Source organism: Pseudooceanicola spongiae (genome assembly GCF_014899185.1).
Classification (GTDB): Bacteria; Pseudomonadota; Alphaproteobacteria; order Rhodobacterales; family Rhodobacteraceae; genus Pseudooceanicola; species Pseudooceanicola spongiae.
On sequence record NZ_CP045201.1, the window covers coordinates 2,632,912 to 2,654,881 of the forward strand.

18 protein-coding genes and 1 tRNA gene are annotated in these 21,970 nt (G+C 64.4%); 9 read left to right on the forward strand and 10 right to left on the reverse strand.

Annotation, left to right across the window (positions count from 1 at the left end; genetic code table 11):
* Positions 1-7 precede the first annotated feature (7 nt).
* Entirely contained in the window at positions 8-1,261 is a 1,254-nt protein-coding gene (locus F3W81_RS12365; protein WP_193079462.1) for an ABC transporter substrate-binding protein, read from the forward strand.
* A gap of 769 nt (positions 1,262-2,030) precedes the next feature.
* Positions 2,031-2,107, forward strand: a tRNA-Arg gene (locus tag F3W81_RS12370).
* Positions 2,108-3,236: 1,129 nt separating this feature from the next.
* Here F3W81_RS12370 and F3W81_RS12375 read toward each other — a convergent pair.
* Both F3W81_RS12375 and F3W81_RS12380 read right to left on the reverse strand, forming a co-directional pair.
* Positions 3,237-3,899, reverse strand: coding sequence for an ABC transporter ATP-binding protein (locus F3W81_RS12375; protein WP_193079463.1), 663 nt, complete (start codon positions 3,897-3,899; stop codon positions 3,237-3,239).
* 9 nt (positions 3,900-3,908) lie between these two features.
* A complete protein-coding gene (locus F3W81_RS12380) occupies positions 3,909-5,183 on the reverse strand; it encodes a capsule biosynthesis protein (RefSeq protein WP_226941669.1) in 1,275 nt (424 codons plus the stop codon).
* A 109-nt stretch (positions 5,184-5,292) separates the two neighbouring features.
* On the opposite strand from F3W81_RS12380, the gene F3W81_RS12385 reads away from it, so the two are divergent.
* Positions 5,293-6,099: an ABC transporter permease gene (locus F3W81_RS12385; RefSeq protein ID WP_193079464.1), complete on the forward strand. Its 807-nt coding sequence runs from the start codon at positions 5,293-5,295 to the stop codon at positions 6,097-6,099.
* A 23-nt stretch (positions 6,100-6,122) separates the two neighbouring features.
* On the opposite strand, the gene F3W81_RS20870 is transcribed toward F3W81_RS12385, so the two are convergent.
* From F3W81_RS20870 to rfbC, 5 genes are all read right to left on the reverse strand, one after another.
* Complete coding sequence (locus tag F3W81_RS20870) at positions 6,123-7,286, reverse strand: DUF2793 domain-containing protein (RefSeq protein WP_226941670.1); 1,164 nt, start codon at positions 7,284-7,286, stop codon at positions 6,123-6,125.
* Between the two features lie 94 nt (positions 7,287-7,380).
* Positions 7,381-8,256: a glucose-1-phosphate thymidylyltransferase RfbA gene (gene rfbA, locus F3W81_RS12395; RefSeq protein WP_193079465.1), complete on the reverse strand. Its 876-nt coding sequence runs from the start codon at positions 8,254-8,256 to the stop codon at positions 7,381-7,383.
* Positions 8,253-9,101, reverse strand: coding sequence for a dTDP-4-dehydrorhamnose reductase (gene rfbD, locus F3W81_RS12400; protein ID WP_193079466.1), 849 nt, complete (start codon positions 9,099-9,101; stop codon positions 8,253-8,255). The genes rfbA and rfbD overlap by 4 nt, the downstream gene beginning before the upstream one ends.
* Positions 9,098-10,135, reverse strand: a complete 1,038-nt coding sequence (gene rfbB / locus F3W81_RS12405) for a dTDP-glucose 4,6-dehydratase (RefSeq protein ID WP_193079467.1) — start codon at positions 10,133-10,135, stop codon at positions 9,098-9,100. Before rfbB ends, rfbD begins: the two co-directional genes overlap by 4 nt.
* Positions 10,132-10,695, reverse strand: a complete 564-nt coding sequence (gene rfbC, locus F3W81_RS12410) for a dTDP-4-dehydrorhamnose 3,5-epimerase (RefSeq protein WP_193079468.1) — start codon at positions 10,693-10,695, stop codon at positions 10,132-10,134. The genes rfbB and rfbC overlap by 4 nt, the downstream gene beginning before the upstream one ends.
* 415 nt (positions 10,696-11,110) lie before the next feature.
* On the opposite strand from rfbC, the gene F3W81_RS12415 reads away from it, so the two are divergent.
* Positions 11,111-11,683, forward strand: a complete 573-nt coding sequence (locus F3W81_RS12415) for a L,D-transpeptidase (protein WP_193079469.1) — start codon at positions 11,111-11,113, stop codon at positions 11,681-11,683.
* Between the two features lie 32 nt (positions 11,684-11,715).
* Here F3W81_RS12415 and trxC read toward each other — a convergent pair whose 3' ends face one another.
* Entirely contained in the window at positions 11,716-12,147 is a 432-nt protein-coding gene (gene trxC / locus F3W81_RS12420) for a thioredoxin TrxC (RefSeq protein ID WP_193079470.1), read from the reverse strand.
* Between the two features lie 132 nt (positions 12,148-12,279).
* Between trxC and F3W81_RS12425 the strand changes: the two genes are divergently transcribed.
* The 3 genes from F3W81_RS12425 to F3W81_RS12435 all read left to right on the forward strand — a co-directional run bounded on the left by F3W81_RS12425 (position 12,280) and on the right by F3W81_RS12435 (position 14,812).
* Entirely contained in the window at positions 12,280-13,185 is a 906-nt protein-coding gene (locus F3W81_RS12425) for an alpha/beta fold hydrolase (RefSeq protein ID WP_193079471.1), read from the forward strand.
* A 29-nt stretch (positions 13,186-13,214) separates the two neighbouring features.
* The gene (locus tag F3W81_RS12430; protein ID WP_193079472.1) at positions 13,215-14,393 is read left to right on the forward strand and encodes a geranylgeranyl reductase family protein; all 1,179 of its coding nucleotides are present in this window, start codon (positions 13,215-13,217) and stop codon (positions 14,391-14,393) included.
* Positions 14,394-14,605: 212 nt separating this feature from the next.
* On the forward strand, positions 14,606-14,812 hold the full coding sequence (locus F3W81_RS12435; protein ID WP_193079473.1) for a cold-shock protein: 207 nt from the start codon (positions 14,606-14,608) through the stop codon (positions 14,810-14,812).
* Positions 14,813-14,861: 49 nt separating this feature from the next.
* Here F3W81_RS12435 and F3W81_RS12440 read toward each other — a convergent pair whose 3' ends face one another.
* A complete protein-coding gene (locus F3W81_RS12440) occupies positions 14,862-15,494 on the reverse strand; it encodes an arylesterase (RefSeq protein ID WP_193079474.1) in 633 nt (210 codons plus the stop codon).
* Between the two features lie 73 nt (positions 15,495-15,567).
* Here F3W81_RS12440 and F3W81_RS12445 point away from each other — a divergent pair, with 73 nt between their 5' ends.
* Together F3W81_RS12445 and F3W81_RS12450 are read left to right on the forward strand one after the other, a co-directional pair.
* Positions 15,568-16,254: an ABC transporter ATP-binding protein gene (locus F3W81_RS12445; RefSeq protein WP_193079475.1), complete on the forward strand. Its 687-nt coding sequence runs from the start codon at positions 15,568-15,570 to the stop codon at positions 16,252-16,254.
* On the forward strand, positions 16,251-18,785 hold the full coding sequence (locus tag F3W81_RS12450) for an ABC transporter permease (protein WP_226941671.1): 2,535 nt from the start codon (positions 16,251-16,253) through the stop codon (positions 18,783-18,785). Before F3W81_RS12445 ends, F3W81_RS12450 begins: the two co-directional genes overlap by 4 nt.
* 237 nt (positions 18,786-19,022) lie before the next feature.
* On the opposite strand, the gene gcvP is transcribed toward F3W81_RS12450, so the two are convergent.
* Positions 19,023-21,875, reverse strand: coding sequence for an aminomethyl-transferring glycine dehydrogenase (gene gcvP, locus F3W81_RS12455; RefSeq protein WP_193079477.1), 2,853 nt, complete (start codon positions 21,873-21,875; stop codon positions 19,023-19,025).
* Between the last annotated feature and the right edge of the window lie 95 nt (positions 21,876-21,970).

The window sequence follows — 21,970 nt, forward strand, 5'->3', positions numbered from 1 at the left end:
TACGACAATGAAGACACTGCTCATGAGCACGGCGCTGCTGGCGGCCTCGGCCAGCTTTGCCGCGGCGCAGGATTGTGACGTGACCATCGGTCTGGTGCTGGAACTGACGGGGCCTGCGGGCGCTTATGGTCAGGCCGGGGCCAAGGCGATCGAGATGGCTTTCAACGACATCAACACCGCCGGTGGCGTCAATGGCTGCGACATCAAGGCCGACATCCGCGACAGTCAGAGCCAGGGCACCGTTGCCGTGGATCAGGCGACGCAACTGGTGAATATCGCCAAGGTGCCGGTCGTGATCGGGGGCATCATCTCCTCCGTCACCATCCCGATGCTGACCTCGGTGACGGCACCGGCGAAGGTGGTGCAGGTATCGCCCGCCTCCTCCTCTCCGACGCTGACGGCCTTGGGTGAAGACGGCAAGACCAGCGGCTATTTCTTCCGCACCATCACCTCGGACGCGCTGCAGGGCACGGCGGCGGCGAAATATGCGATGGATCAGGGGCTGACCAAGCTGGCGATCATCAACGTCAACAATGACTTCGGCCTCAACATGATGCGCGAATTTACCAAGGCTTATGAAGCCCTTGGCGGCGTCATCACCTCGACCACGCCGTATAACGAAAAGCAGTCGAGCTATGCCTCCGAGGCGACCGTGGCGCTGAAGGGCGACCCCGAGGCGCTGTATCTGATCAGCTATCCGGTGGACGGCGCGACCATCGCACGGGCCTGGATCTCCAGCGGCGGGCCGCAAAAATTCCTGCTCAACGACGGGATGAACGCACAGGAATTCATCCAGGCGGTCGGCCCGCAGTACCTTGAGGACGCCTATGGCACCTCGTCGGGCACCACGGAAACGGCCTCGACCGAATACTTCTACAAGGGTTTCGAGGCGTTTTCGGGCGGGATCGCACCAGACGCCCCGGCGGCGGACCGGTCTTATGACGCGGGCGCCATCGTGGCGCTGGCGGTGGCCGAAGCCGGGTCCGAAGATCCGACCGCAATCCGCGATGCCATCCATGCTGTCGTGGCCGAGGGCGGAGAGCCGATCTATGCCGGCCCCGAAGAGTTCAAGAAAGCGCTGGACCTGATCGCCGCAGGCAAGGCCATCAAGTACGAGGGCGTCATCGGCCCGGTCACCTTCGACAAGAATGGCGACATCACCGGACCGTTCCGCCTGTGGGAAATCAACAACGGCGAAGTCGAAACCGTTGGACAGATGAGCGCGGAAGAGGTCTCGGCCATCAAGGCTGACGTCGAATAACACCTCCGCCTGAGCGGATCACGAAAGATGGCGCCCTGTGTCCCCACAGCGGCGCCATCTGCGTTTCAGAGACGGCCGGGCGGATCTTCAGGGGCGAGCAACCTGCGCCGGACGTGCCGCCGTACAGGCACCCGCCGGGCGGCAGGTTTCGCGCCAGCGCGCCGAGTGAGTCGCGCGATCCGGCGCGGGAGATCTGTTGGCCTGTGGCCGAACGCCCGTACAAAAATGGAATCGGATGTCCCTAGAAACAGGCACCTGGCGTCAGAGCGCGCTAACTTTTGAGCTTTGCCGGTGAGCTGCACTAAAAAGTACAGTTTTGTGTCATTTTCTTTGGATTTCATTTTGCAGGTGCAGCAAAATTAACCATTCAGTTTTTCATCAGTGACATATGCGAGGCAAAGACAACCCACTTTCTCGCGCGTCTAAGTCTTTGATTGCAAGACCCTAGCCTTACCCGCTAGGGAGCAGCGGTGGATCTCGCCACAGAAGCGAGGGCACAAATATACTAAAAAGTCAGCTCATCTAGGGGACTTTAGCTGGGTATGAAACTAAGAATCTTCACCTGCCATGAGTGCGGGCATAAAATGCGTGTTTCCGGGGAATTTTGTGGCAAATGCTACGCTCGGAAAGACAAGTATCAAAATTCATCCCTTTGGGTTGCTGTCATTTCACTGGTATTTATTTTTCTCATTATCGCAGTGATCAAGGCCATCTGACGGAAAGGACACACTTGCCAAACCGGGGCATATCGCTGAAAAGCGGCACAGATGGCCCCGTAGCTCAACTGGATAGAGCAGCCGACTTCTAATCGGCAGGTTGAGGGTTCGATTCCTTCCGGGGTCACCATGCAGACAGAGCGACATTTTGGCGAAGGCCATATGCGCCGCCCCCGGATTATTTGTTACCAAGTTTTGTAAAAACACTCTGGCGTCGGCCCTTTTGTCATGGGCCGGCGCCGACCGGTCGTTGCGCTGAGAGGCCGCCACTTGCCGCGCCGGGCGCATGGCGTCCTGCCAGATGGCCTGCCTTAGCAGGCGCATCCGAAACCGCTATGCAGAGCCTTGCGGCGCCAGCGCAGGTCCTACCTCCGACCTAAGCGCGGGGATTGAGGCCCCGCCAACGACATCGGCCTGCTGATCCTGAACGCCAGCGACAAGGCCCGGCTGTGCGATCTGGATTGTTATAGCCAGCATTTCCCACTCCCGATGTTCAGGGTTTCCCCGTGCGAGGGCAGCATGTTGATGCAGGCCACAGATTCGCGCCTGACCCCGCACGATTTGCATGGCGTTCACATCCCGCCACTGGCGTACCGCGCCTCGCGTGCCTTGGCTCTGATGAAGACGGGGCGGTGTTTCTTTTGCCCCAAAGCTGCAGAAACTCGACCGCCGGCGGCAGGTTGGCGACGCGGGTCATCACACTGGCGCAAGGCAAAGACGATCAGCCAGTTATCGGAGCCGAAAGGCCTGAACGAGGTGTCACGGACCATCAGCCGCTGACAAAGGGATTTCCCCCACCTCCCTATCTTAGAGGCCATCGTCCTCATGGCCCCCGCCAAACCTCCGCCCGCTCCTGGGGGCAGATCCATGGCGACGTCTCAGGCATATATGTCGAGAGGGAGAACCACAGCATTGCTGAGCCCACCCGCGCCCGTCGCGCAAAAGTCGCGATGCTCCCTGAGGATTGCGTCACCCGCCCAGCCGGCGCCACCACCGTCGCGGTGGGGTCTCTTCACTCTCTTTTTAACTCGAACAAAGCCCCCCAAACGCCTTCTTCACCCGCCCAAGATGATCCCCACTGACGGGATGCATGACCTGCTCTACCCGCGACGCCCCATGACGATCCGCCTCAGCGCAGACGCCGCCTGATGTCGTCAGCCCGGCAAGCACTGTCCCCTTCATCCGTTTCCCTGTTCCAAATATCCCGGGGGTCCGGGGGCTGGCCCCCGGACCCTGCAAGCCACGCTCTGCCCGGTGCCTCAGGCTGCCACGGCCATATTCGCCTCATGCACGGCAATCGCCTCTTCCAGATCCTCAAAAAGCTGCAACTGTCCCGCCTCCAGCACCGCGCCCATATCACAGAACTGCCGGATCTGCGGCATCGAGTGGCTGACGACAATCGCCCCGGCAGACTGCATGCGGGCACGAAACACCGCCGCACTCTTGGCGCGAAAGGCCGCATCACCGACCGAGGTCACCTCGTCCACAAGGTAGGTGTCAAAGCCCATTCCCATCGACACGCCAAAGGCCAGCCGGGACCGCATGCCGGCGGAATAGATGCCACAGGGCAGGCGAAAATGCGCCCCCAGCGCGGCAAAGGCCTCGACAAAATCCACCAGAGCATCGCTGTCGACGCCATAAATGCGCGCCACAAACCGGGTATTCTGCAACCCGGTCAGTTTGGGATGAAATGATCCGGCAAAGCCGACAGGCCATGAAATGGTCCCACTGGAGCGCACCCGCCCGCGGGTCGGATCCTGAGTACCGGCGATGACCTTCAACAACGTCGACTTCCCCGCCCCGTTGCGCCCCAGCAGCGCCACGGAACGGCCGCTCGGGAAGGTCGCTGTGATCCTGTCAGCCACCACCTTGCAGCTGCCACCCGCGCGGAAAACCATCGTGAGGTCCTCAAGCTGTATCATCCGCCCCCCCTACCGCCGGTCCTTGATGGCGTAGCCCGACAACGTCAGGATCATCCACCCCAGACCGGCGAAAATGCCTAGGTATATCGTCCACTTGCCCCGTTCGGGAAAGCGTGAGGTTTCTGCGCGCGTCGGGCGGATATAGGGGGCGAGATAGCGGCTCTTGCGGCGGGCTTCGGCCTGGGCGGCGTCGAAGGCGGCCAGCGCAGCGGTATAGCTTTGCCGGGCGAATTCACGGTCGACCACAAGCGCTTCGTATTGACCGACCAGATTGGCCAGTACATCGCCTTCGCCATGCGGTGCGCCCATGCCGAGCTTGCCGCGCTCTGCCGCGATGCGCCGCTCCACCATCTCAATCCGGCGCTCGGCCTGTTTGAGGCGCGGATCACTGTCGCGCGCGGTTTCGCGCAGCATATCCACGTCAATCAGCGACTCGGCCAGCTGGGCCTGCAACTGCGCAAGCAGGCCCGCCTGCGTCGCGATATCCGTGCCCGGATCGACCAGTTGATGGCGGTTGCGAAAGCCGGTGACAGCCTGACGCGCGCCTTTCAGCCGCTCGAGCGACAGCGACAGCTCAGCCTTTGCCGTGCGGATCGCATCGGCCTGCGCAATATCGCTGAGCGTGTTGATCATCTCGGACGCCTTGGCCAGAAGCGCCTCGGCGATCAGGGTCGCGTCCTGGGGCGCAAAGGCCAGCACCCGCACCTCGATCAGCCCGGTGCCGGCATCGTAGCGAATGCGCACCATGCGCTGCCAGTAGGTCACAAGGTCCTCGATGGCGCCACCGGGATCGAAGGCAAACACCGGGTCGGACCCCGGCTGGCGCCAGTCACTGCCCGCCCCGGCCCAGAGCCTGCGCAGATCCAGCGCGGCGTCCATCTCGGCCACCAGCTCCTGACTGTGCATGTATTCATAGAGGATATCGGTGTCGCTGGAGCTTGAGCCCGACAGATCGGTGATCCCCCCGAGCAGCGCGATGGCCGGGCTCTGCTCCTCCGTGCGGACGGAAAACCCGACGGTCGAGGCATATTGATCCGCCGCCCGCGCCCAGAGATACCATGCCGAGAGCGCCAACGGAGCCACGACAAGCAGCACGAAACTGCCCAGCAAAAGCCAGTGACGTCTGCGCAGGCGACTGCGGGGCGCCGGTGCCGAGACCGGGGTGCCCTGCAGCGGAAACGTCGCCGACGGAAATGGCGACGGGGCGCTGTGCATCCCCCCCTCGGCCAGCGCTCTGGCTGTTGCAGCAGTGCGGATCGTCTGCATAGCGGATCCATTCGTCATTTGTTCAATCTTCAGCGGCAGACTAGGCGGAAGTTCATCACAAAAGGTGAATGCCGCCGCGCAAATCCTCTGCCACTTCCCCTGCGGCCCAGAGAAGAGAGACAGCGTCATGCAGGCCATCAGTCCGGCCCGTCCCAGCCATTTGCGCGCCCGGCGCTTTGGGTCGCTGCGCACCATCGCGGCGCTGATTCTGCGCGAGATGGCGACCAGCTACGGCCGCTCTCCCGGAGGCTATCTCTGGGCGGTGATCGAGCCTGTGGCCGGCATTGCCCTGCTCTCGATCGTGTTCTCTATGGGGTTCCGCGCGCCCTCTCTCGGGGTCAATTTTCCGCTGTTTTACGCCACCGGGATGCTGCCCTTCATGATGTTCAGCCACCTCGCGTCAAAAATCGCGCAGAGCATCGATTTCTCGCGTCCGCTGATGGCCTATCCGGCAGTGACGTGGCTGGACGCCATTCTGGCGCGCTTCGTGCTGAACATGGTGACGCAGCTGATGGTCGGCCAGCTGATCCTGGCGGGGATTTTGCTGCTGTTCCGCACCCGTGCGAGCCTTGATTTCGGGGATATATTTGCCGGTTACGCGCTGGCGGCGCTGCTCGGCCTCGGCGTCGGCACGATGAACTGCCTGCTGACGGGGCTGTTTCCCGTCTGGGTGCACGCCTGGTCGATCATTATGCGACCGATGTTCCTGATCTCGACGATCTTTTTCACCTTCGAGAGCGTCCCTCAGCCGTGGCGGGATGGCCTGTGGTACAATCCGCTGGTGCATGTGATCGGGCTGATGCGGCGCGGCGTTTACGGAGGGTATGACGCGGCTTTTGCCAGCCCAGCCTATGTGGCGGGGCTGGCGATGGGGTTGCTGGCTATCGGCATGTTATTCCTGCGCCGCTTTCACCGGGTCATCCTGAACAGATGAGGCGAAATGCAGAGCATATAGGATCAGAACCAGCGGCCGATGCGGAGCTTGTTGCCGTCGATGCTGGTCACCGTGCCGGTAAAGGCAGCCGGGTTGGTGGTGATGGCGGCATTGCCATTGGTGCAAATCTGCGTGCCATCGGCCCAGCGGGTGTATTGCCCATTGGCGTTGGAGCCGCTTTCGACCACCGCGCCGGTTGGCGTGCCCGCGGTCTGCGCCACTGTGCCCACGATAGAGGCCTGGGTGAACATCTCGACCCAGGCCTGCCAACTGCCGAGGTAACCGCGGCTCCAGACCCGCTGGCCAGAGGCGGCGACGTAAATCTGCCGCGCTGTCCCGGCACCGCCGCGCAGCACCATCAGACTGCCCCCCGAGGGATCACCCACGGGCGTATTGCTGCCCGAGGCGGTGAAGCTGTAGATCCCCGCCGCAACGCAGAGATCAGCATCGTCCGACGGAGCCGCCACACCGCTGCCGGTATCGCCGAGGCCGAAGGCCCCGACCGACATCAACCGCCCTGCGGTATCGTCAAGCGCGTCAGATTGCACTGCGGCGCCGCTGACAACTCCGGTGGCCCCGTCCAGCGACAGCGCCGTCGTCCAGGACGACCCATCCGCCGAGACCTTGAGCGCAAAATCATCATTGCCCGCCAGCCCCATTTCGGCGCGACCGCTCCAGTTGCTCTGATACAGCAGGCTGGCCGTTTCGCCGGCGCTGGCCTTGTTCAGCTTGAGCTGGTGACCAGCCCCCGCGTGATTGAGCAGGGTGGCCGGCGCCGACACGCTGAGCCGGTTGGTACTGTCGGCGGTGGCGTTGATGCCCAGCTCGGACACCTGAGAGGGCAGACCACCCGAATCCTGCCACGCCCCGCCGCGCCAGGTGATGACGACATCCTCGTCCAGAACATAGGCCTGCCAGCCCGGTTTCGGGGTATGAAAGGCCCAGACCCCGGCATCACTGACAGCAATGGCGCCATCACGCCCCGCCCAGTCGCCGGTGCCACCGATGGCCACGACATGGCGGTCGCCCTCGGCGGGCGAGGCGGGAGGGGCGGTGCGATTCCGATCCGTCACCGCAAGCTGCACGATGACGTCGAGGATCGTCAGCGCCTCGTTGTGGGTGACGTGCTTTTGCGCCTGCGCGGGCTGGATATAGGGCATCGACAGGATCGCGGAAGTGTCGGACATGAAAGCTTCTCCTGGGTCAGATCGTCTGACCGGAAAGCTATTCATCACCCGTTAACATGTCCTGATCCCACCGTGACGATGACCCGGGCGGCCCTTAGTCGAGCATCATCCGCAGATAGCTGCCATAGGCGTTCTTGCCGAACAGCGCCGCGCGTTCGCGCAGGCCCGCCTCGTCGATCCAGCCCTGAAGATAGGCGATTTCGTCCGGGCTGCCGATCTGCTGCCCCTGCCGTTCGGACAGGGTGCGCACAAAGTTGCCCGCGTCCAGCAGGCTGGAGTGGGTGCCGGTGTCGAGCCAGGCGTAGCCGCGCCCCATCTGTTGCACGGACAGCGCATTGTCCTGCAGGTAGCTCTCAAGCAGGGTCACGATCTCAAGCTCTCCACGTTCGGATTTCTGCACCGAACGGGCACGCTCGGACGCAGTACCGTCGAGGAAATAGAGGCCCGTCACGGCATAGGACGACGGCGGATTGCTGGGCTTTTCGATGATCTGGCGCACCGAACCATCGGGTGCAAAATCCACCACGCCATAGCGTTCGGGGTCGGCCACGCGGTACCCAAAGACGGTGCCGCCATCGGGGCGATCCCCTGCGGCTTTCAGCAGGTCCGGCAGACCGTGGCCAAAGAACAGGTTGTCGCCCAGTACCATCGCGCTCGGCGCACCGTCGAGGAAGTCTTCGGCCAGCAGATAGGCCTGCGCCAGCCCCTCAGGCTCGGGCTGCGCGATGAAGGTAAAGCTGAGGCCCCATTGCGCGCCGTCCTGCAACAGGCGGCGGAACTGGTCCTGATCCGCAGGCGTGGTGATGATCGCGATTTCGCGGATCCCGGCCAGCATCAGCACCGACAGAGGATAGTAGATCATCGGCTTGTCGTAGACCGGCAGCAGCTGCTTCGACACCCCCATGGTGATCGGATACAGCCGCGTGCCCGAGCCGCCAGCCAGAATGATCCCCTTACGTGCCGTCGTCATGCCATAACTCCCAGTTCGTCCAATACCCGAGTCAGCCCGGCGCGCCAGTCAGGCGGTGCGATGCCGAAATCCTCGGTCAGTTTGCGGCAATCCAGCCGTGAATTCAGCGGGCGGGCCGCCGGGGTCGGATAATCCGATGACGGAATGCCCGTCACCGCGACGTCCTGCCCCGATTGCGCGAAGATCTCGCGCGCGAAGTCGGCCCAGCTGGCCGCAGGTGCACCGGAGTAGTGATAGAGGCCGCCAGGATGCCCGCCTGCCATGGCGCGCCCCATGCTCAGCAGGGCGCTCGCGATATCGGCGGCAGGCGTCGGCCCACCGATCTGATCGTCGACGACCGTCAGCGCCGAGCGTGTTTCGGCCAGCCGCAGCATCGTCTTGACGAAGTTCGCCCCATGCGAGGAAAACACCCAGGAGGTGCGCAGCACAGCCGTCTTGCCACCCGCCTTGCGCACGGCCTTTTCGCCGGCCAGCTTGGTGCGGCCATAGACGTTGATCGGGTTGACCTTGCCCGACTCGGCGCGTGCGCGTTTGCCCGAGCCGTCAAAGACGTAATCGGTCGAGACATGCAGGAACGGAATCCCGAGGTCGGCACAGGCCCGCGCCATTTCACCCGGCGCATCGCCGTTGATCCGCTGCGCCAGCGCTTCGTCGGATTCCGCCCGGTCAACAGCGGTATAGGCGGCGGCGTTGATCACCAGCTCGCCATCGAACTGGGCAATCGCCTCGGCGCAGACGCCGGGGACCGACAGATCCGCCTGCGCGCGCGACAGGGCCGTGACCTTGGCCTGACGCTGCAGTTCATGCGCGACCTGACCTGTCTGCCCGAAAACCAGTATTCTCATGCGACACCAAGGCGTTTTCCAACGCCCTCCCGATTTTGCAAGGCCGTCCACCAGGCCTCGTTGTCGAGATACCACTGGATTGTGAACGCCAGACCCTCGGCGAGGGTCACGGTCGGGGTCCAGCCCAGCTCATCCCGGATGCGGGTCGCGTCGATGGCATAGCGCAGGTCGTGGCCGGGCCGGTCAGTGACATAGCGGATCTGCTCGGCATAGGGTTTGGCGGCAGGGCGCAGATCGTCCAGCAGAGTGCAGATCATGTGCACCAGGTCGATATTGCGCGCCTCGGCGTTGCCGCCGATGTTGTAGCTGCGCCCGACTTCGCCCTTGGTGACAACGGTCAGCAGAGCCGTGGCGTGATCTTCGACGAACAGCCAGTCACGCACGTTCAGACCAGCGCCATAGACCGGAATATCCTTGCCCGCCAAGGCGTTCAGGATGACCACGGGGATCAGCTTTTCGGGGAAGTGAAAGGGGCCGTAGTTGTTGGAGCAGTTCGACAGCACCACCGGCAGACCATAGGTCTCATGCCAGGCGCGCACCAGGTGATCCGAGGCTGCCTTGCTGGCCGAATAGGGGCTGTTGGGGGCATAGGGCGTCTCTTCGGTGAACATCCCCGTCTCGCCCAGCGTGCCGAACACCTCGTCGGTCGAGATGTGGTGAAAGCGGAACGCCTCGGGGCGGCCGCGACCGTCCCAATAGGCGCGCGCGGCCTCCAGCAGGGTGTAGGTGCCGGTGACATTGGTGTCGATGAAGCTGCCCGGCCCGTCGATCGAGCGGTCGACATGGCTCTCTGCGGCAAGGTGCATCACGGCATCGGGTTGATGGGTGTCGAAGACGCGCTTCAGCGCGGCGGCGTCGCGGATGTCGGCCTCCTCGAACGCATAGCCGGCGTTGTCCGCCACAGAGGCGACGTTATCCAGGCACGCCGCATAGGTCAGCGCATCGAGGTTGACGACCTCATGACCCTGCGCAATCGCCAGACGCACCACTGCAGACCCGATGAAGCCCGCGCCCCCTGTGACCAGCAGTTTCATTGCGCGTTCTCCATCGTGAAGGGGGTATGGACCGCAGACCATGTGGCGGCAGCGGCGTCCTTGGCGGACAGGATCGGGTCGCTGACGCCCCAGTCGATGGCAAGATCGGGGTCGTCCCAGCGCACCGCGCCGTCACAGTCGGCGGCGTAATAGTCGGTACATTTGTAGATGATTTCGGTGCCCGCCTCGCGCGTGACAAAGCCATGCAGGAACCCCGGTGGGATCCACAGCTGCTTGCCGTTGTCATAGCTCAGCTCAACCCCGACCCATTTGCCGAAGTTCGGCGAATCACGGCGGAAATCCACCGCAACATCGAACAGGCTGCCACGGCCACAGCGCACCAGCTTGCCCTGCGCATGCGGCGGCGACTGATAGTGCAACCCGCGCAGCGTGCCGGCTTTTTCCGAAAACGAATGGTTGTCCTGCACAAAGGCGATATCCAGCCCGGCCTCGGCCATGCGCTGAGCATTCCAGCTTTCGCTGAAGAAACCGCGGTCATCGCCGAACCGGCGGGGCGTCAGGATCAATACGTCTGGTAGCGATGTGGCCGAAACGTCCATGCCATCTCCGTTAATGTTGCGTGTCGGCTTGCGACCTTGAATGTCTTTTCTAGAACCTGAAGTGAGGCAAAACAACTAGCAGCAATCCGCCAATAAACCATGGGGAGAGTGAAAGTGACTTCATTTCACCTGCGCCAGTCCCCGACCTCAAGTCTGGGCTGGCAGTCCCGCCGCCAGTAGCCTAGCCCACATCCTACGGCAATTGCCTGTGTCATAGCACGAAGCACAAGCGGCGGAAAATCACGCAGTCCCCAGGCGCCACAGCGGATGTGCTTTTACAGTGACAGTCGCGCGGCAGAGTGACACGGCGGGGAACCCTGCCAGCAAAAACCGGGTTTATTTACCCAAACGTAGCCGGAAATCGGTCATCATGACCGCTCAGGGCCAACCGTTCCAGATCAACAGGAGTCTTCCCATGCCCACCCGTCGCGCCTTTCTTGCCAGCGGTATCGCAGCTGGCCTCGCCACCGGCCTTGCGACCGCGCTGCCCGTCATGGGTCAGGCCGCACAGGCTCCGTCGATCTTCGATCCGACCCCGGTGTCGTTTTCGCCCAACTATGCCACGGGCGAGATCGTGATCCTGCCGCGCTCCTATTTCCTGTATCATGTGACTGCCCCCGGCCGCGCCATGCGCTATGGCATCGCGGTGGCCCGCGTGGGTCTGGGCTTTACCGGCACGGCCGTGATTGGCCGCAAGGTCGAATGGCCCAGCTGGCGCCCCACCCCCGAGATGATCGAGCGGGACGCGCCCTATGCCAAGTTCAAGGGCAACAACGACCGTATGCCCGGCGGCCCCGGCAATCCGCTGGGCGCGCGGGCGCTGTATCTCTACCAGAACGGCAAGGACACCTACATCCGCATTCATGGCACGACCCAGCCCGGCTCGATCGGGCACAATGCCTCCAGCGGTTGCTTCCGCATGGTGAACGACAACGTCATCGCGCTGTATGACAAGGTGCCCACCGGCACCAAGGTCACGGTGCTCTGATCACTGGTCGTTGATAAACCGTGCTCCGGGGCTCAGACGCCCCGGACCCAGGACACGATCTCGGGGCTGCGCTGCGCCCCGGACTGGCGCTTGCTTTCGCGCCCACCGGCAAAGCCGATCATCGTTGGAATACCGCGGATGCCATAGCTCTGGCTGGCCTTGGGGTGATCCTCGGTGTTCAGCTTGGCCAGACGGACGCGCCCCTTGACCTCGCCCGCAGCACGGGCAAATTCCGGCGCCATCATCTTGCAGGGGCCACACCATGGCGCCCAGAAATCCACCACCAGCGGAATGTCATCATTCTTTGCTGCCTTCTGGAGGGTGGCAAAGTCCACTTCCGTGACCTTCCCGCTCAGCAAGGGGGCGCCACAGGTGCCGCACTTGGGCGCATTGTCGAGCCTGTCTTCGGGCACGCGATTGATCTGCGCACACTCCAGACATGTCAGTTTCTTGCCATCAGCCATTGCCACACTCCTAAAACCACGTTCACCCGTGGCGTTGATATAGGCATCCCCACGCCCGGCGCAAAGCCCACTGGTCAAGCCGCGCCACGCCGCTAGATTGCCCGCAAGAGCCCCCTAAGTCCCCGGAACCCGATGACCCTGCGCAAATTCCTCGCCGTCCTGCTGCTGGCCCTGCTGCCTGCCGCCTGCACCACCCTGCCCGGTCCCGAAAAGGCCAGCGTCTTCCCGTTGGTGGAGAGCCCGAATTTCAAGCCCGGCATCAAGCGCGTCATCGTGCTGATCCCCGGCGCCTTCGCCTCGATCGAGATTTTCCAGCAGGTGCTGAACTGGCAGGTGCCCGACAGCGCCATCGTCGCCTATCGCTTTCCCGGCCTCGACGGGCTGCCGGTGGATCACCGCGTCGACATCAAGGGGTCGGCCCAGGTCATCGCCGATTACATCAACACCGCCCACCCGGAGGAGGTCTATATGATCGGCTTTTCCACCGGCGGCCCGATCGCGCTGGAAACCGCGGACCGGCTGGAGGCAAAGGACGTCTCGCTGGCGCTGATTTCCTCGGCCGGGCCGATGCCCTCGGCGATGATGGCCTCGGCGCGCAGCTCCCTTGACGTGCTTCGCGCCATGACGCGCGCCCATTCCACCGTGCCACAAGACGCCTGGACCGAGAATTACCGCACCCTGCTCTATGGACGCGATCACTACTCGGACCCCGTCGAAGCGCAGGAAAGCGCGGTCGAGGCCGAGGCGCAGCGCCCCAACATGAAGACGCCGAAGTTCCGCATGACCATGGCCCACACCGCCAGCCTGCTGCTCTGGACGCCCGATCACGCGCTGGATCTGACCGACGACCATATCGCGTTTTTCCACGGTCAGGAGGACCCGGTCTTCCCGCTCAAGGCACAGCAACGCTTTGCCCGGCGGATGCATGCGGATGCATTCTTCACCTACCCCCAGCAGGGTCACCTGCTATACTTGACCTCAGACCGCCTTTTTGACGACATCCGACATTTTTTCGGGCTCGACGCCCTCGCTGAGTGATCGACCGCCTGACGGGAGTTTCTTTTGAAATGACTGCCTATGACGTGATCGTAATCGGCGCCGGGCCCGCCGGTGCCGCCGCCGCCTATACCGCAGTCAGCGCCGGCCTGACGGTGGCCCTGATCGACAAGAGCCGCTTTCCCCGCGAAAAGCTCTGTGGTGGTGGCGTGACGGGGCGCAGCTACAGCTATTTTTCCCAGATTTACGGCACTGCGATTCCGCCCGAGCTGATCGAGGCCAAGACTGCCGTTGTCCTGCATGCCCATGGTCAGGAACTGGCGCAACTGGCCGACATCCCGCCGATGTATATGGCGATGCGGCGCAGCTTTGACGACGACATGTGCCGCCGCGCGCTGGCGGCAGGCGCTGCGGATTTCACCGCCAGACGCATCGCCAGCATCGACGTCGACGCCCCCTCGGTCACGCTGGCGGACGGCACCAAACTGAGCGCTCGCGTGCTGATCGGCGCCGATGGCGTCAACAGTCAGGTCGCGCGTGCGCTGTTCGGTGCCAGCTATGACCGCAATCGCGTCGGCTTCGCGCTGGAGGTCGAGGCCCCGCCCGCCCCCGACAACCTGAGCGCGCCGATGCGGATCGATTTCGGTGCGGCGGATTGGGGCTATGGCTGGCACTTTCCCAAAAGCGGCAGCTCGACCATCGGCATTGGCGGGGTGATGTCGCGCAATCCTGAGATCAAGACGTCGATGGCCGCCTACCTTGCTGAACTGGGTCACGACCCTGAGATGCACTGCAAGGGCCACTTCCTGCCCTTCGGGGATTTTCGTCGCCAGGCCGGGCGCGGCGCAGTGCTGCTGGCCGGCGACGCGGCGGGCCTTGTCGATCCGATCACCGGCGAAGGCATTGCCTATGCGATGAAAAGCGGCCAGCTCGCCGCACAGGCTGCGTCCGAGGCGCTAACGGCATCCCAGCCGACACAGGCCCTGCGCCTCTATCAGCGCAAGCTGCGCCCCATCCACAAGGCCCTGCGTCAGGCGCGTCTGCTGCGCCAGATGATCTTTGCACAGATGTTTCAGGCCAGTTTCGTGCGGGCGTTTCGCCGCTCCGGCAGCCTGCGTCATCTCTTCATGCACCTGATCGCGGGCGAGATCGAATATGGCGAGTTCGCCACGGCCACCCTGCGCCGCCTGCCGCGTGTTCTGGGGCAGGCAGTGGCGCGCAGACTGTCGCTGAAATCGCACCGTTCCTGAGGAAATGACGCCAAAATCAGACCCGGGCGTCAAGAAAACTGTCTTTCGGGTCAATGGTTAATGCTTGCGTCGCGCGGCAATCGCACTCAAGGTTTTCAGGCAAAGTTACAACGGTAAACATCAGCCCCATTTCGGCTGTCCGTTTGCCGTTCTCAGGGGCTGAGCCGCACTGCCGCAATTTTGCGGGCAGTTATTCTGCGTGAGGACACCAAATGGCCAGCGGCATCGTCAGATGGTACAACATTGAAAAAGGCTACGGGTTCATCGCACCGGAAGGTGGGGCAAAGGATATCTTTGTCCATGTCACCGCGCTTGAAAAATCCGGCCTGACATCTCTCAGCGACAATCAACGCGTCAGCTTCGAGATCAAGGAAGGCCGCGACGGGCGTGAATCCGCGATGAACCTTCAGATCGAATAGGGCAGACGCCTCCCCCCGCGACAAGTCTGATCCTGTCGCGGGGGAGAGGTCATTTTGCGCCCACACGCGCCACCAGTTCCAGAACGGACGGGCCCAGATCCTCGACGATCTTTTGCACTCCCCCGGGATTGGGGTGGATGCCATCGGCCTGCAAATATCCCCGCATCGCCGCCGGGTCCTGATCCTCGCCTGTCAGAGCGCCGTAAAAGCTCGGCACGAAGACCGTGTCATAGCGCGCCGCGAGCTCGGGATAGAGCGCATCGAACTGCTGCTTGTAGTCGGCACCAAAGTTCGCCGCCGCCTGCATCCCCACCAGCATCATCGGCACCCCCTTGGCCTGCCCCTCGCTCAGGATGCCATCAAGGTTCGCGCCTGTCACCGCCGGGTCGGTGCCCCGCAACAGGTCGTTGCCGCCCAGAATAACCATCATCGCATCAATGTCCGGCGTCAGGGACCAGTCGATCCGCGCCAGCCCCCCCGCCGTCGTGTCGCCGGAAACGCCGCCGTTGATGATCGTCACATCCCCCGCACCATGCGCCGCCAGCCAGCTTTGCAATTGCGGCACCAGCCCGTCGCCCTGCTCCAGCCCGTAGCCCTGCGTCAGGCTGTCCCCGAACGCCAGCAACGTCACCGGCTCGGCCTGCGCGGCGCTGCCAAATCCTGCCACACCAATGGCTAACATTGTCGTCAACACCTTGCCCGCACGCCCCCCGCGCCCATATGAAACAGAGCGCAGCACCCCCGGAAAGGCCGACATGACCCAAGCCATACTCCAGCTCAGCGGGGCCCGGCTGGCCCTTGATGGCAACGCCGGCCGCATCGAAATCCTCCACGGCATCGATCTCAGCGTCGAAAAGGGCGAAACACTTGGCCTTGTCGGGCCGTCGGGATCTGGCAAATCGTCTCTCCTCATGCTGATGGGCGGGCTTGAGCGCGCCACGGGCGGGCGGATCGAATGCTTGGGTCAGGATCTGACCGCGATGTCCGAAGACGCCCTCGCCCGCTTCCGTTCTCATCATATGGGGGTGGTGTTTCAATCCTTCCACCTGCTGCCGACAATGACCGCACTGGAAAATGTTGCCACCCCGCTGGAAATCGCCGGTGTCCCCGACGCGTTTGAGCGCGCCCGCGCCGAGCTTGAGGCCGTCGGCCTCGGCCATCGCGCCGATCACTACCCCGCCCAGATGTCGGGCGGCGAGCAGCAGCGTGTCGCCCTCGCCCGCGCCTCGGCGCCGCGCCCGCAGATCCTGCTGGCGGATGAACCGACAGGCAACCTCGACGGCACCAACGGCCAGGCCATCATGGAGCTTCTGTTCTCCCTGCGCGACCGCCATGGCGCGACGCTGATCATGGTCACCCACTCACCCGAGCTTGCCGCCAGATGCTCCCGCGTGATCCGCCTGCGCGACGGTCACCTCGACACGACCGAGGCCGCAGAGTGACCCCCAGCTTCACCAGCGATCTGCGCCTCGCCCTGCGCTTTGCGGCACGCGAGCTGCGCGGCGGCCTCTCGGGGTTTCGCATCCTGATCGCCTGCCTCGCCCTTGGTGTCGCCGCCATCGCCGGGGTCAACTCCGTCCGCTCCGCCATCGACGCAGGGCTGGCGCGCGAAGGCGCCGCTATGCTGGGGGGCGACGCGGAAATCTCCCTCACCTACCGCTTTGCCACGCCAGCGGAGCGCGCCTGGATCGACGCCCGCGCCACCGCCAGCTCCGAGGTGGCCGAGTTCCGCTCCATGGCTGCCCTCGCCGACGACCGCACCCTGACGCAGGTCAAGGCGGTGGACGGCGCCTATCCGCTGAAAGGCACGCTGACCCTCACACCCGACATCCCCCTGACACAGGCGCTGAGCGGTGACGGCACCCACCCCGGCGCAGTGATGGACCCGATCCTGATCGAGCGTCTTGGCCTCTCTCCGGGTCAGACCTTCCAGCTCGGCGGTGTCGACTTCACCCTGATGGCCGCGATCGCGCATGAGCCCGACGCCAATGCCTCCGGCTTCTCCCTCGGCCCGCGCACCATCGTGGACCGCGCCGCGCTGGAGGGCACGGCCCTGCTCTCCCCCGGCACCCTCTTCGACAGCCGCTACCGTATGACCCTGCCCCCCGGCACCGACCTCGCCGCACTCGAGGGCGCCGCAAAAACCCAGTTCGCCGACAGCGGCATCCGCTGGCGCGATGCCCGCAACGGCGCGCCCGGCATCGCCACCTTCGTCGACCGCCTCGCCGCCTTCCTGACGCTGGTCGGCCTGTCGGGGCTGGCCGTCGGCGGTGTCGGCGTCTCCTCGGCGGTGCGCGCCTACCTTGCCAGCAAGACGCCGGTGATCGCCACCCTGCGCACGCTGGGCGCGACGCGCCGCGTGATTTTCCTCACCTACTTCAGCCAGATCGGCGCTTTGGCCGGGATCGGTGTCATCATCGGCCTGATCCTCGGCGCGGTAGTGCCGCTGCTGCTCGCCCCGATCATCCAGGCGCAACTGCCGATCCCGGCGGTCTTCACGATCTTCCCCGCCGCCCTCGCGCAAGCCGCCCTCTACGGCATCCTGACAGCGCTGATCTTCACCCTCTGGCCACTGGCACGCGCCGATCAGATCCGGGCCGCCGCGCTGTTTCGCGACGACTACTCGACCACCCGCGCCCTGCCCCCCCTGCCCACCCTGCTGATCATCGCCGCCCTGCTGGCCCTGCTGATCGGCTCCGCCGCATGGCTCTCGGGTGCGGCAAAGCTCACCCTCTGGACCGCCGCAGGCATCGGTTTCGCGCTGATCCTTCTGGCGCTCTCGGCCCTCGCCATCCGCTGGACGGCCGCGCGCCTGCGCACCACGGCGCGCGGCCGCCCCGCGCTCCGCTGGGCCATCGCCGCGATCTCGGGCCCGCGAAACGAGGCGCTGCCCGTCGTGCTCTCTCTCGGCCTCGGCCTCTCGGTCCTGGCCTCGATCGGACAGATCGACGGCAACATGCGCGCCGCCATCCAGCGCGACCTGCCAAGCCGCGCGCCCTCCTACTTCGTCGTCGACATCCAGAACGACCAGATGCCCGCTTTTCTGGAGCGGGTTGAGGGCGATCCGGGTGTCAGTCGCACCGACAGCGCCCCGATGCTGCGCGGCGTCATCACCCAGATCAACGGCCGCCCCGCCAAGGAGGTTGCAGGCGACCACTGGGTCCTGCGCGGTGACCGTGGCGTCAGCTACGCCGACGCCCTGCCCCCCGACACCACCCTGACAAGCGGCACCTGGTGGGGCGCGGGTTATACCGGCGATCCGCAAATCAGCTTCTCCGCTGAATCGGGGCAGGAAATGGGCCTGAAACTCGGCGACACGATGACGGTGAATATCCTCGGGCGCGACATCACTGCCACGATCACCTCCTTTCGTGACGTCGATTTCTCGACCGCCGGCATGGGGTTTGTGCTGCTGATGAACCAGAGCGCCCTGCAAGGCGCACCGCACAGCTGGATCGCCTCGATCTACGCCGCGCCCGAGGCCGAAGGCCCCCTGATGCGGGACTTGGGGCGCAGCTTTCCCAACATAACCTCCATCCGGGTGCGCGACGCCATCGACCGCGTCGCAGACCTGCTAAAGGGGATCGCCGCCGCCACCTCCTATGGCGCGCTGGCCACGTTGCTGACCGGCTTTCTCGTTCTGATCGGCGCGGCCCTCTCGGGCGAGCGCGCCCGGGTCTATGAGGCCGCAGTTCTGAAAACACTTGGCGCCTCAAGAGCCCGCATCCTGACAAGCCTCGCACTGCGCGCGGGCCTGCTGGGAGCCAGTGCAGGTGCCGTCGCCCTCTTCGCCGGGATCACCGGAGGCTGGGCGGTCTGCCACTATGTCTTCGAAACAAGCTTTGAGGTGATCTGGCCATCCGCCATCGCCATCGTGATCGGAGGCCTGCTCGCAAACCTGCTCGCCAGCCTCGCCTTCGCCTGGCGTCCGCTGTCAGCGCGCCCCGCCCAGGTGCTGCGCGCCATGGACTGAGACAGGCAGGGGGCGCTGCCCCCGCCGCTCCTGCGGAGCGACTCCCCCGGGATATTTCCAACAGGGAAACACTGGGAGGGACGCTCTGCATCATCTTGCCGAAAATACTTCCGCCGGAGGCAAACAAAGCCTGAAGGTCGCGCCCCATTGATCAGGGGGCGCGACCATCTCCGTTCCTGGCCGAGCTAAGATCAGCTCACCTTTTGCCCAAGCCGCGCGGCGGGATTGACGCAGACTTTATTCAGCTGCTTCGGCGTAGGCCGACATCGGCGGGCAAGTGCAGGTGAGGTTGCGATCGCCCCAGGCGTTGTCGACGCGATTGACCGGGGGCCAGTATTTGTCGACCCGGAAGGCGCCGGGGGGGAAGCAGCCCTGCTCGCGGCCGTAGGCGCGGTCCCAGTCGCCCACCAGATCCTCGACCGTGTGCGGCGCGAACTTCAGAGGGCTGGCGTCGGGGGCCATGTGGCCGTCCTCGATCTCGGCGATTTCGGCGCGGATCGCGAGCATGGCATCGCAGAAGCGGTCCAGCTCGGCGCGGGTTTCGCTTTCGGTCGGCTCGACCATGAGCGTGCCCGGGATCGGGAAGGACATCGTCGGCGCATGGAAGCCGCAGTCCACCAGCCGCTTGGCGATGTCGTCCACCGTCACGCCAGCGCTTTTCTCGAAGGGCCGCGTGTCGAGAATGCATTCGTGCGCGACCCGGCCCGTTGGCCCCTTGTAGAGCACTTCGAACGCCCCCTTGAGCCGTGCGGCGATGTAGTTGGCGTTCAGGATCGCGACCTTGGTGGCCTGCGTCAGCCCCGCACCGCCCATCAGCAGGCAGTAGGCCCAGCTGATCGGCAGGATTGAGGGCGAGCCATAGGGCGCCGCCGAAACCGCGCCACTGCTGCCGTTGGCGACATGGCCCGGCAGGTGTTCGACCAGATGCGCCTGCACGCCGATCGGGCCCATGCCGGGGCCGCCACCGCCGTGGGGGATGCAGAAGGTCTTGTGCAGGTTCAGGTGGCTGACATCGCCGCCGAGGTCACCGGGACGCGCCAGACCGACCATCGCGTTCATGTTGGCACCGTCGATATAGACCTGACCGCCGTGATCATGGGTGATCTTGCAGACCTCTTTCACCGTCTCCTCGAACACGCCGTGGGTCGAGGGGTAGGTGATCATGCAGGCCGCCAGCTGGTCGGCATACTTTTCGGCCTTCTCGGCGAAATCATCGAGGTCGATGTCGCCGTTTTCGCGGGCTTTCACCGCCACGACCTTCCAGCCGACCATCTGCGCCGAGGCCGGGTTGGTGCCATGGGCCGAGGTCGGGATCAGGCAGATGTTGCGCGCGCCCTGCCCCTTGGCCTTGAGGTAACGCCGGATCGTCAGCAGCCCGGCGTATTCGCCCTGCGCCCCGGAGTTCGGCTGCAGCGAGAACCCGGCATAGCCCGTGATATCACAGAGCTTGGCTGACAGATCGGCAATCAGCGCGCCATAGCCCGAAGCCTGATCGGCAGGCGCAAAGGGATGCAAGGCACTGAATTCCGGCCAGGAAATCGGCTCCATCTCCACGGCGGCGTTCAGCTTCATCGTGCAGGAGCCGAGCGGGATCATCGCCCGGTCGAGCGCGAGGTCACGATCCGCGAGGCGACGCATATAGCGCGTCATCTCGGTCTCGGCGCGGTTCATGTGGAAGATCTCGTGCTGCAGATAGAGCGACTCGCGCGCGAACTGATCCGGGATCTGGTACTGATAGGGGGTCTCGCTGGCCTGACCGGGCAGCGACACGCCGAAGGCACGCCAGATCGCCTCGATCGTGGCGGGGCGGGTGCATTCGTCCAGCGCGATGCCGATCTTGGTGGTGCCGACGCGGCGCAGGTTCAGCCCCTCGTCCAGCGCCGATTTCATCACCGCCGATTGCAGCGCGCCGACCTCGACGTGGATGGTGTCGAAATAGGCCTTGGGGCCGACCTCGAACCCGGCCTGTTGCAGCCCCCGTGCCAGACGCACGGTCTTGCGGTGGATGCGCTGCGCGATGCCCTTCAGCCCGTCGGGGCCGTGGAACACCGCGTACATGCTGGCCATCACCGCCAGCAGAGCCTGCGCCGTGCAGACGTTGCTGGTGGCCTTTTCGCGGCGGATGTGTTGCTCGCGCGTTTGCAGCGCCAGACGGTAGGCGCGGTTGCCGCGCGCGTCGATCGAGACGCCGACGATCCGCCCGGGCATCGCCCGTTTATAGGCGTCGCGCGTCGCCATATAGGCCGCGTGCGGGCCACCATAGCCCAGAGGCACGCCAAACCGCTGGGTCGAGCCGACGGCGATATCCGCCCCCATCGCGCCCGGCTCTTTCAGAATGCACAGCGCCATGATGTCGGCGATCATGACACCGATGGCTTTTGCGGCGTGCAGCGCCTCCATCTGGACGGTGAAATCGGTCAGCTCGCCGTGGGTGCCGGGGTACTGGAAAACCGCACCGAAGACGTCTTCGGCCACCAGATCCTCCGGGGCACCGACGATGATCTCGATCCCCAGAGGCTCGGCGCGGGTCTTGATGACGTCGATGTTCTGCGGATGGCAGTTCTCGTCCACGAAGAACGCCGTCGCCTTCGACTTGGCAACGCGCTGCGCCATGGTCATCGCCTCGGCCGCCGCCGTCGCCTCGTCCAGCAGGGACGCATTGGCGATGTCGAGGCCGGTCAGATCGCAAACCATGGTCTGATAGTTCAGCAGAGCCTCAAGCCGCCCCTGCGAAATCTCGGGCTGGTAGGGGGTATAGGCCGTGTACCAGGCGGGGTTTTCCAGGATATTGCGCTTGATCGCCGGGGGGGTAATCGTGTCGTGATAGCCCTGCCCGATCAGGCTGGTCAGCACCTTGTTGCGATCCGCCACGCCGCGCATGAACTTCAGCAGATCCGCCTCGGACAGCGCCGGCCCGAAATCGAGCGCGCCATCCTGCCGGATGCCCTGCGGCACCGTGTCCTCGATCAGCGCATTCAGGGTCTTTGCACCAACGGTCTTCAGCATCTCCTCCATCTCGGCAGGAGAGGGGCCGATGTGACGGCGGTTGGCGAAATCATAGGGGCGGTAGTCGGTGGGAATGAAGGGCATGAATGCTCCTTTGCTGAACAGCGACAGGCGGTGCGCCGGGCGCAGCACCGCAAAGGGGGAACAGGATGGACAGGCCGTGCGACGGGGCGGCGCGC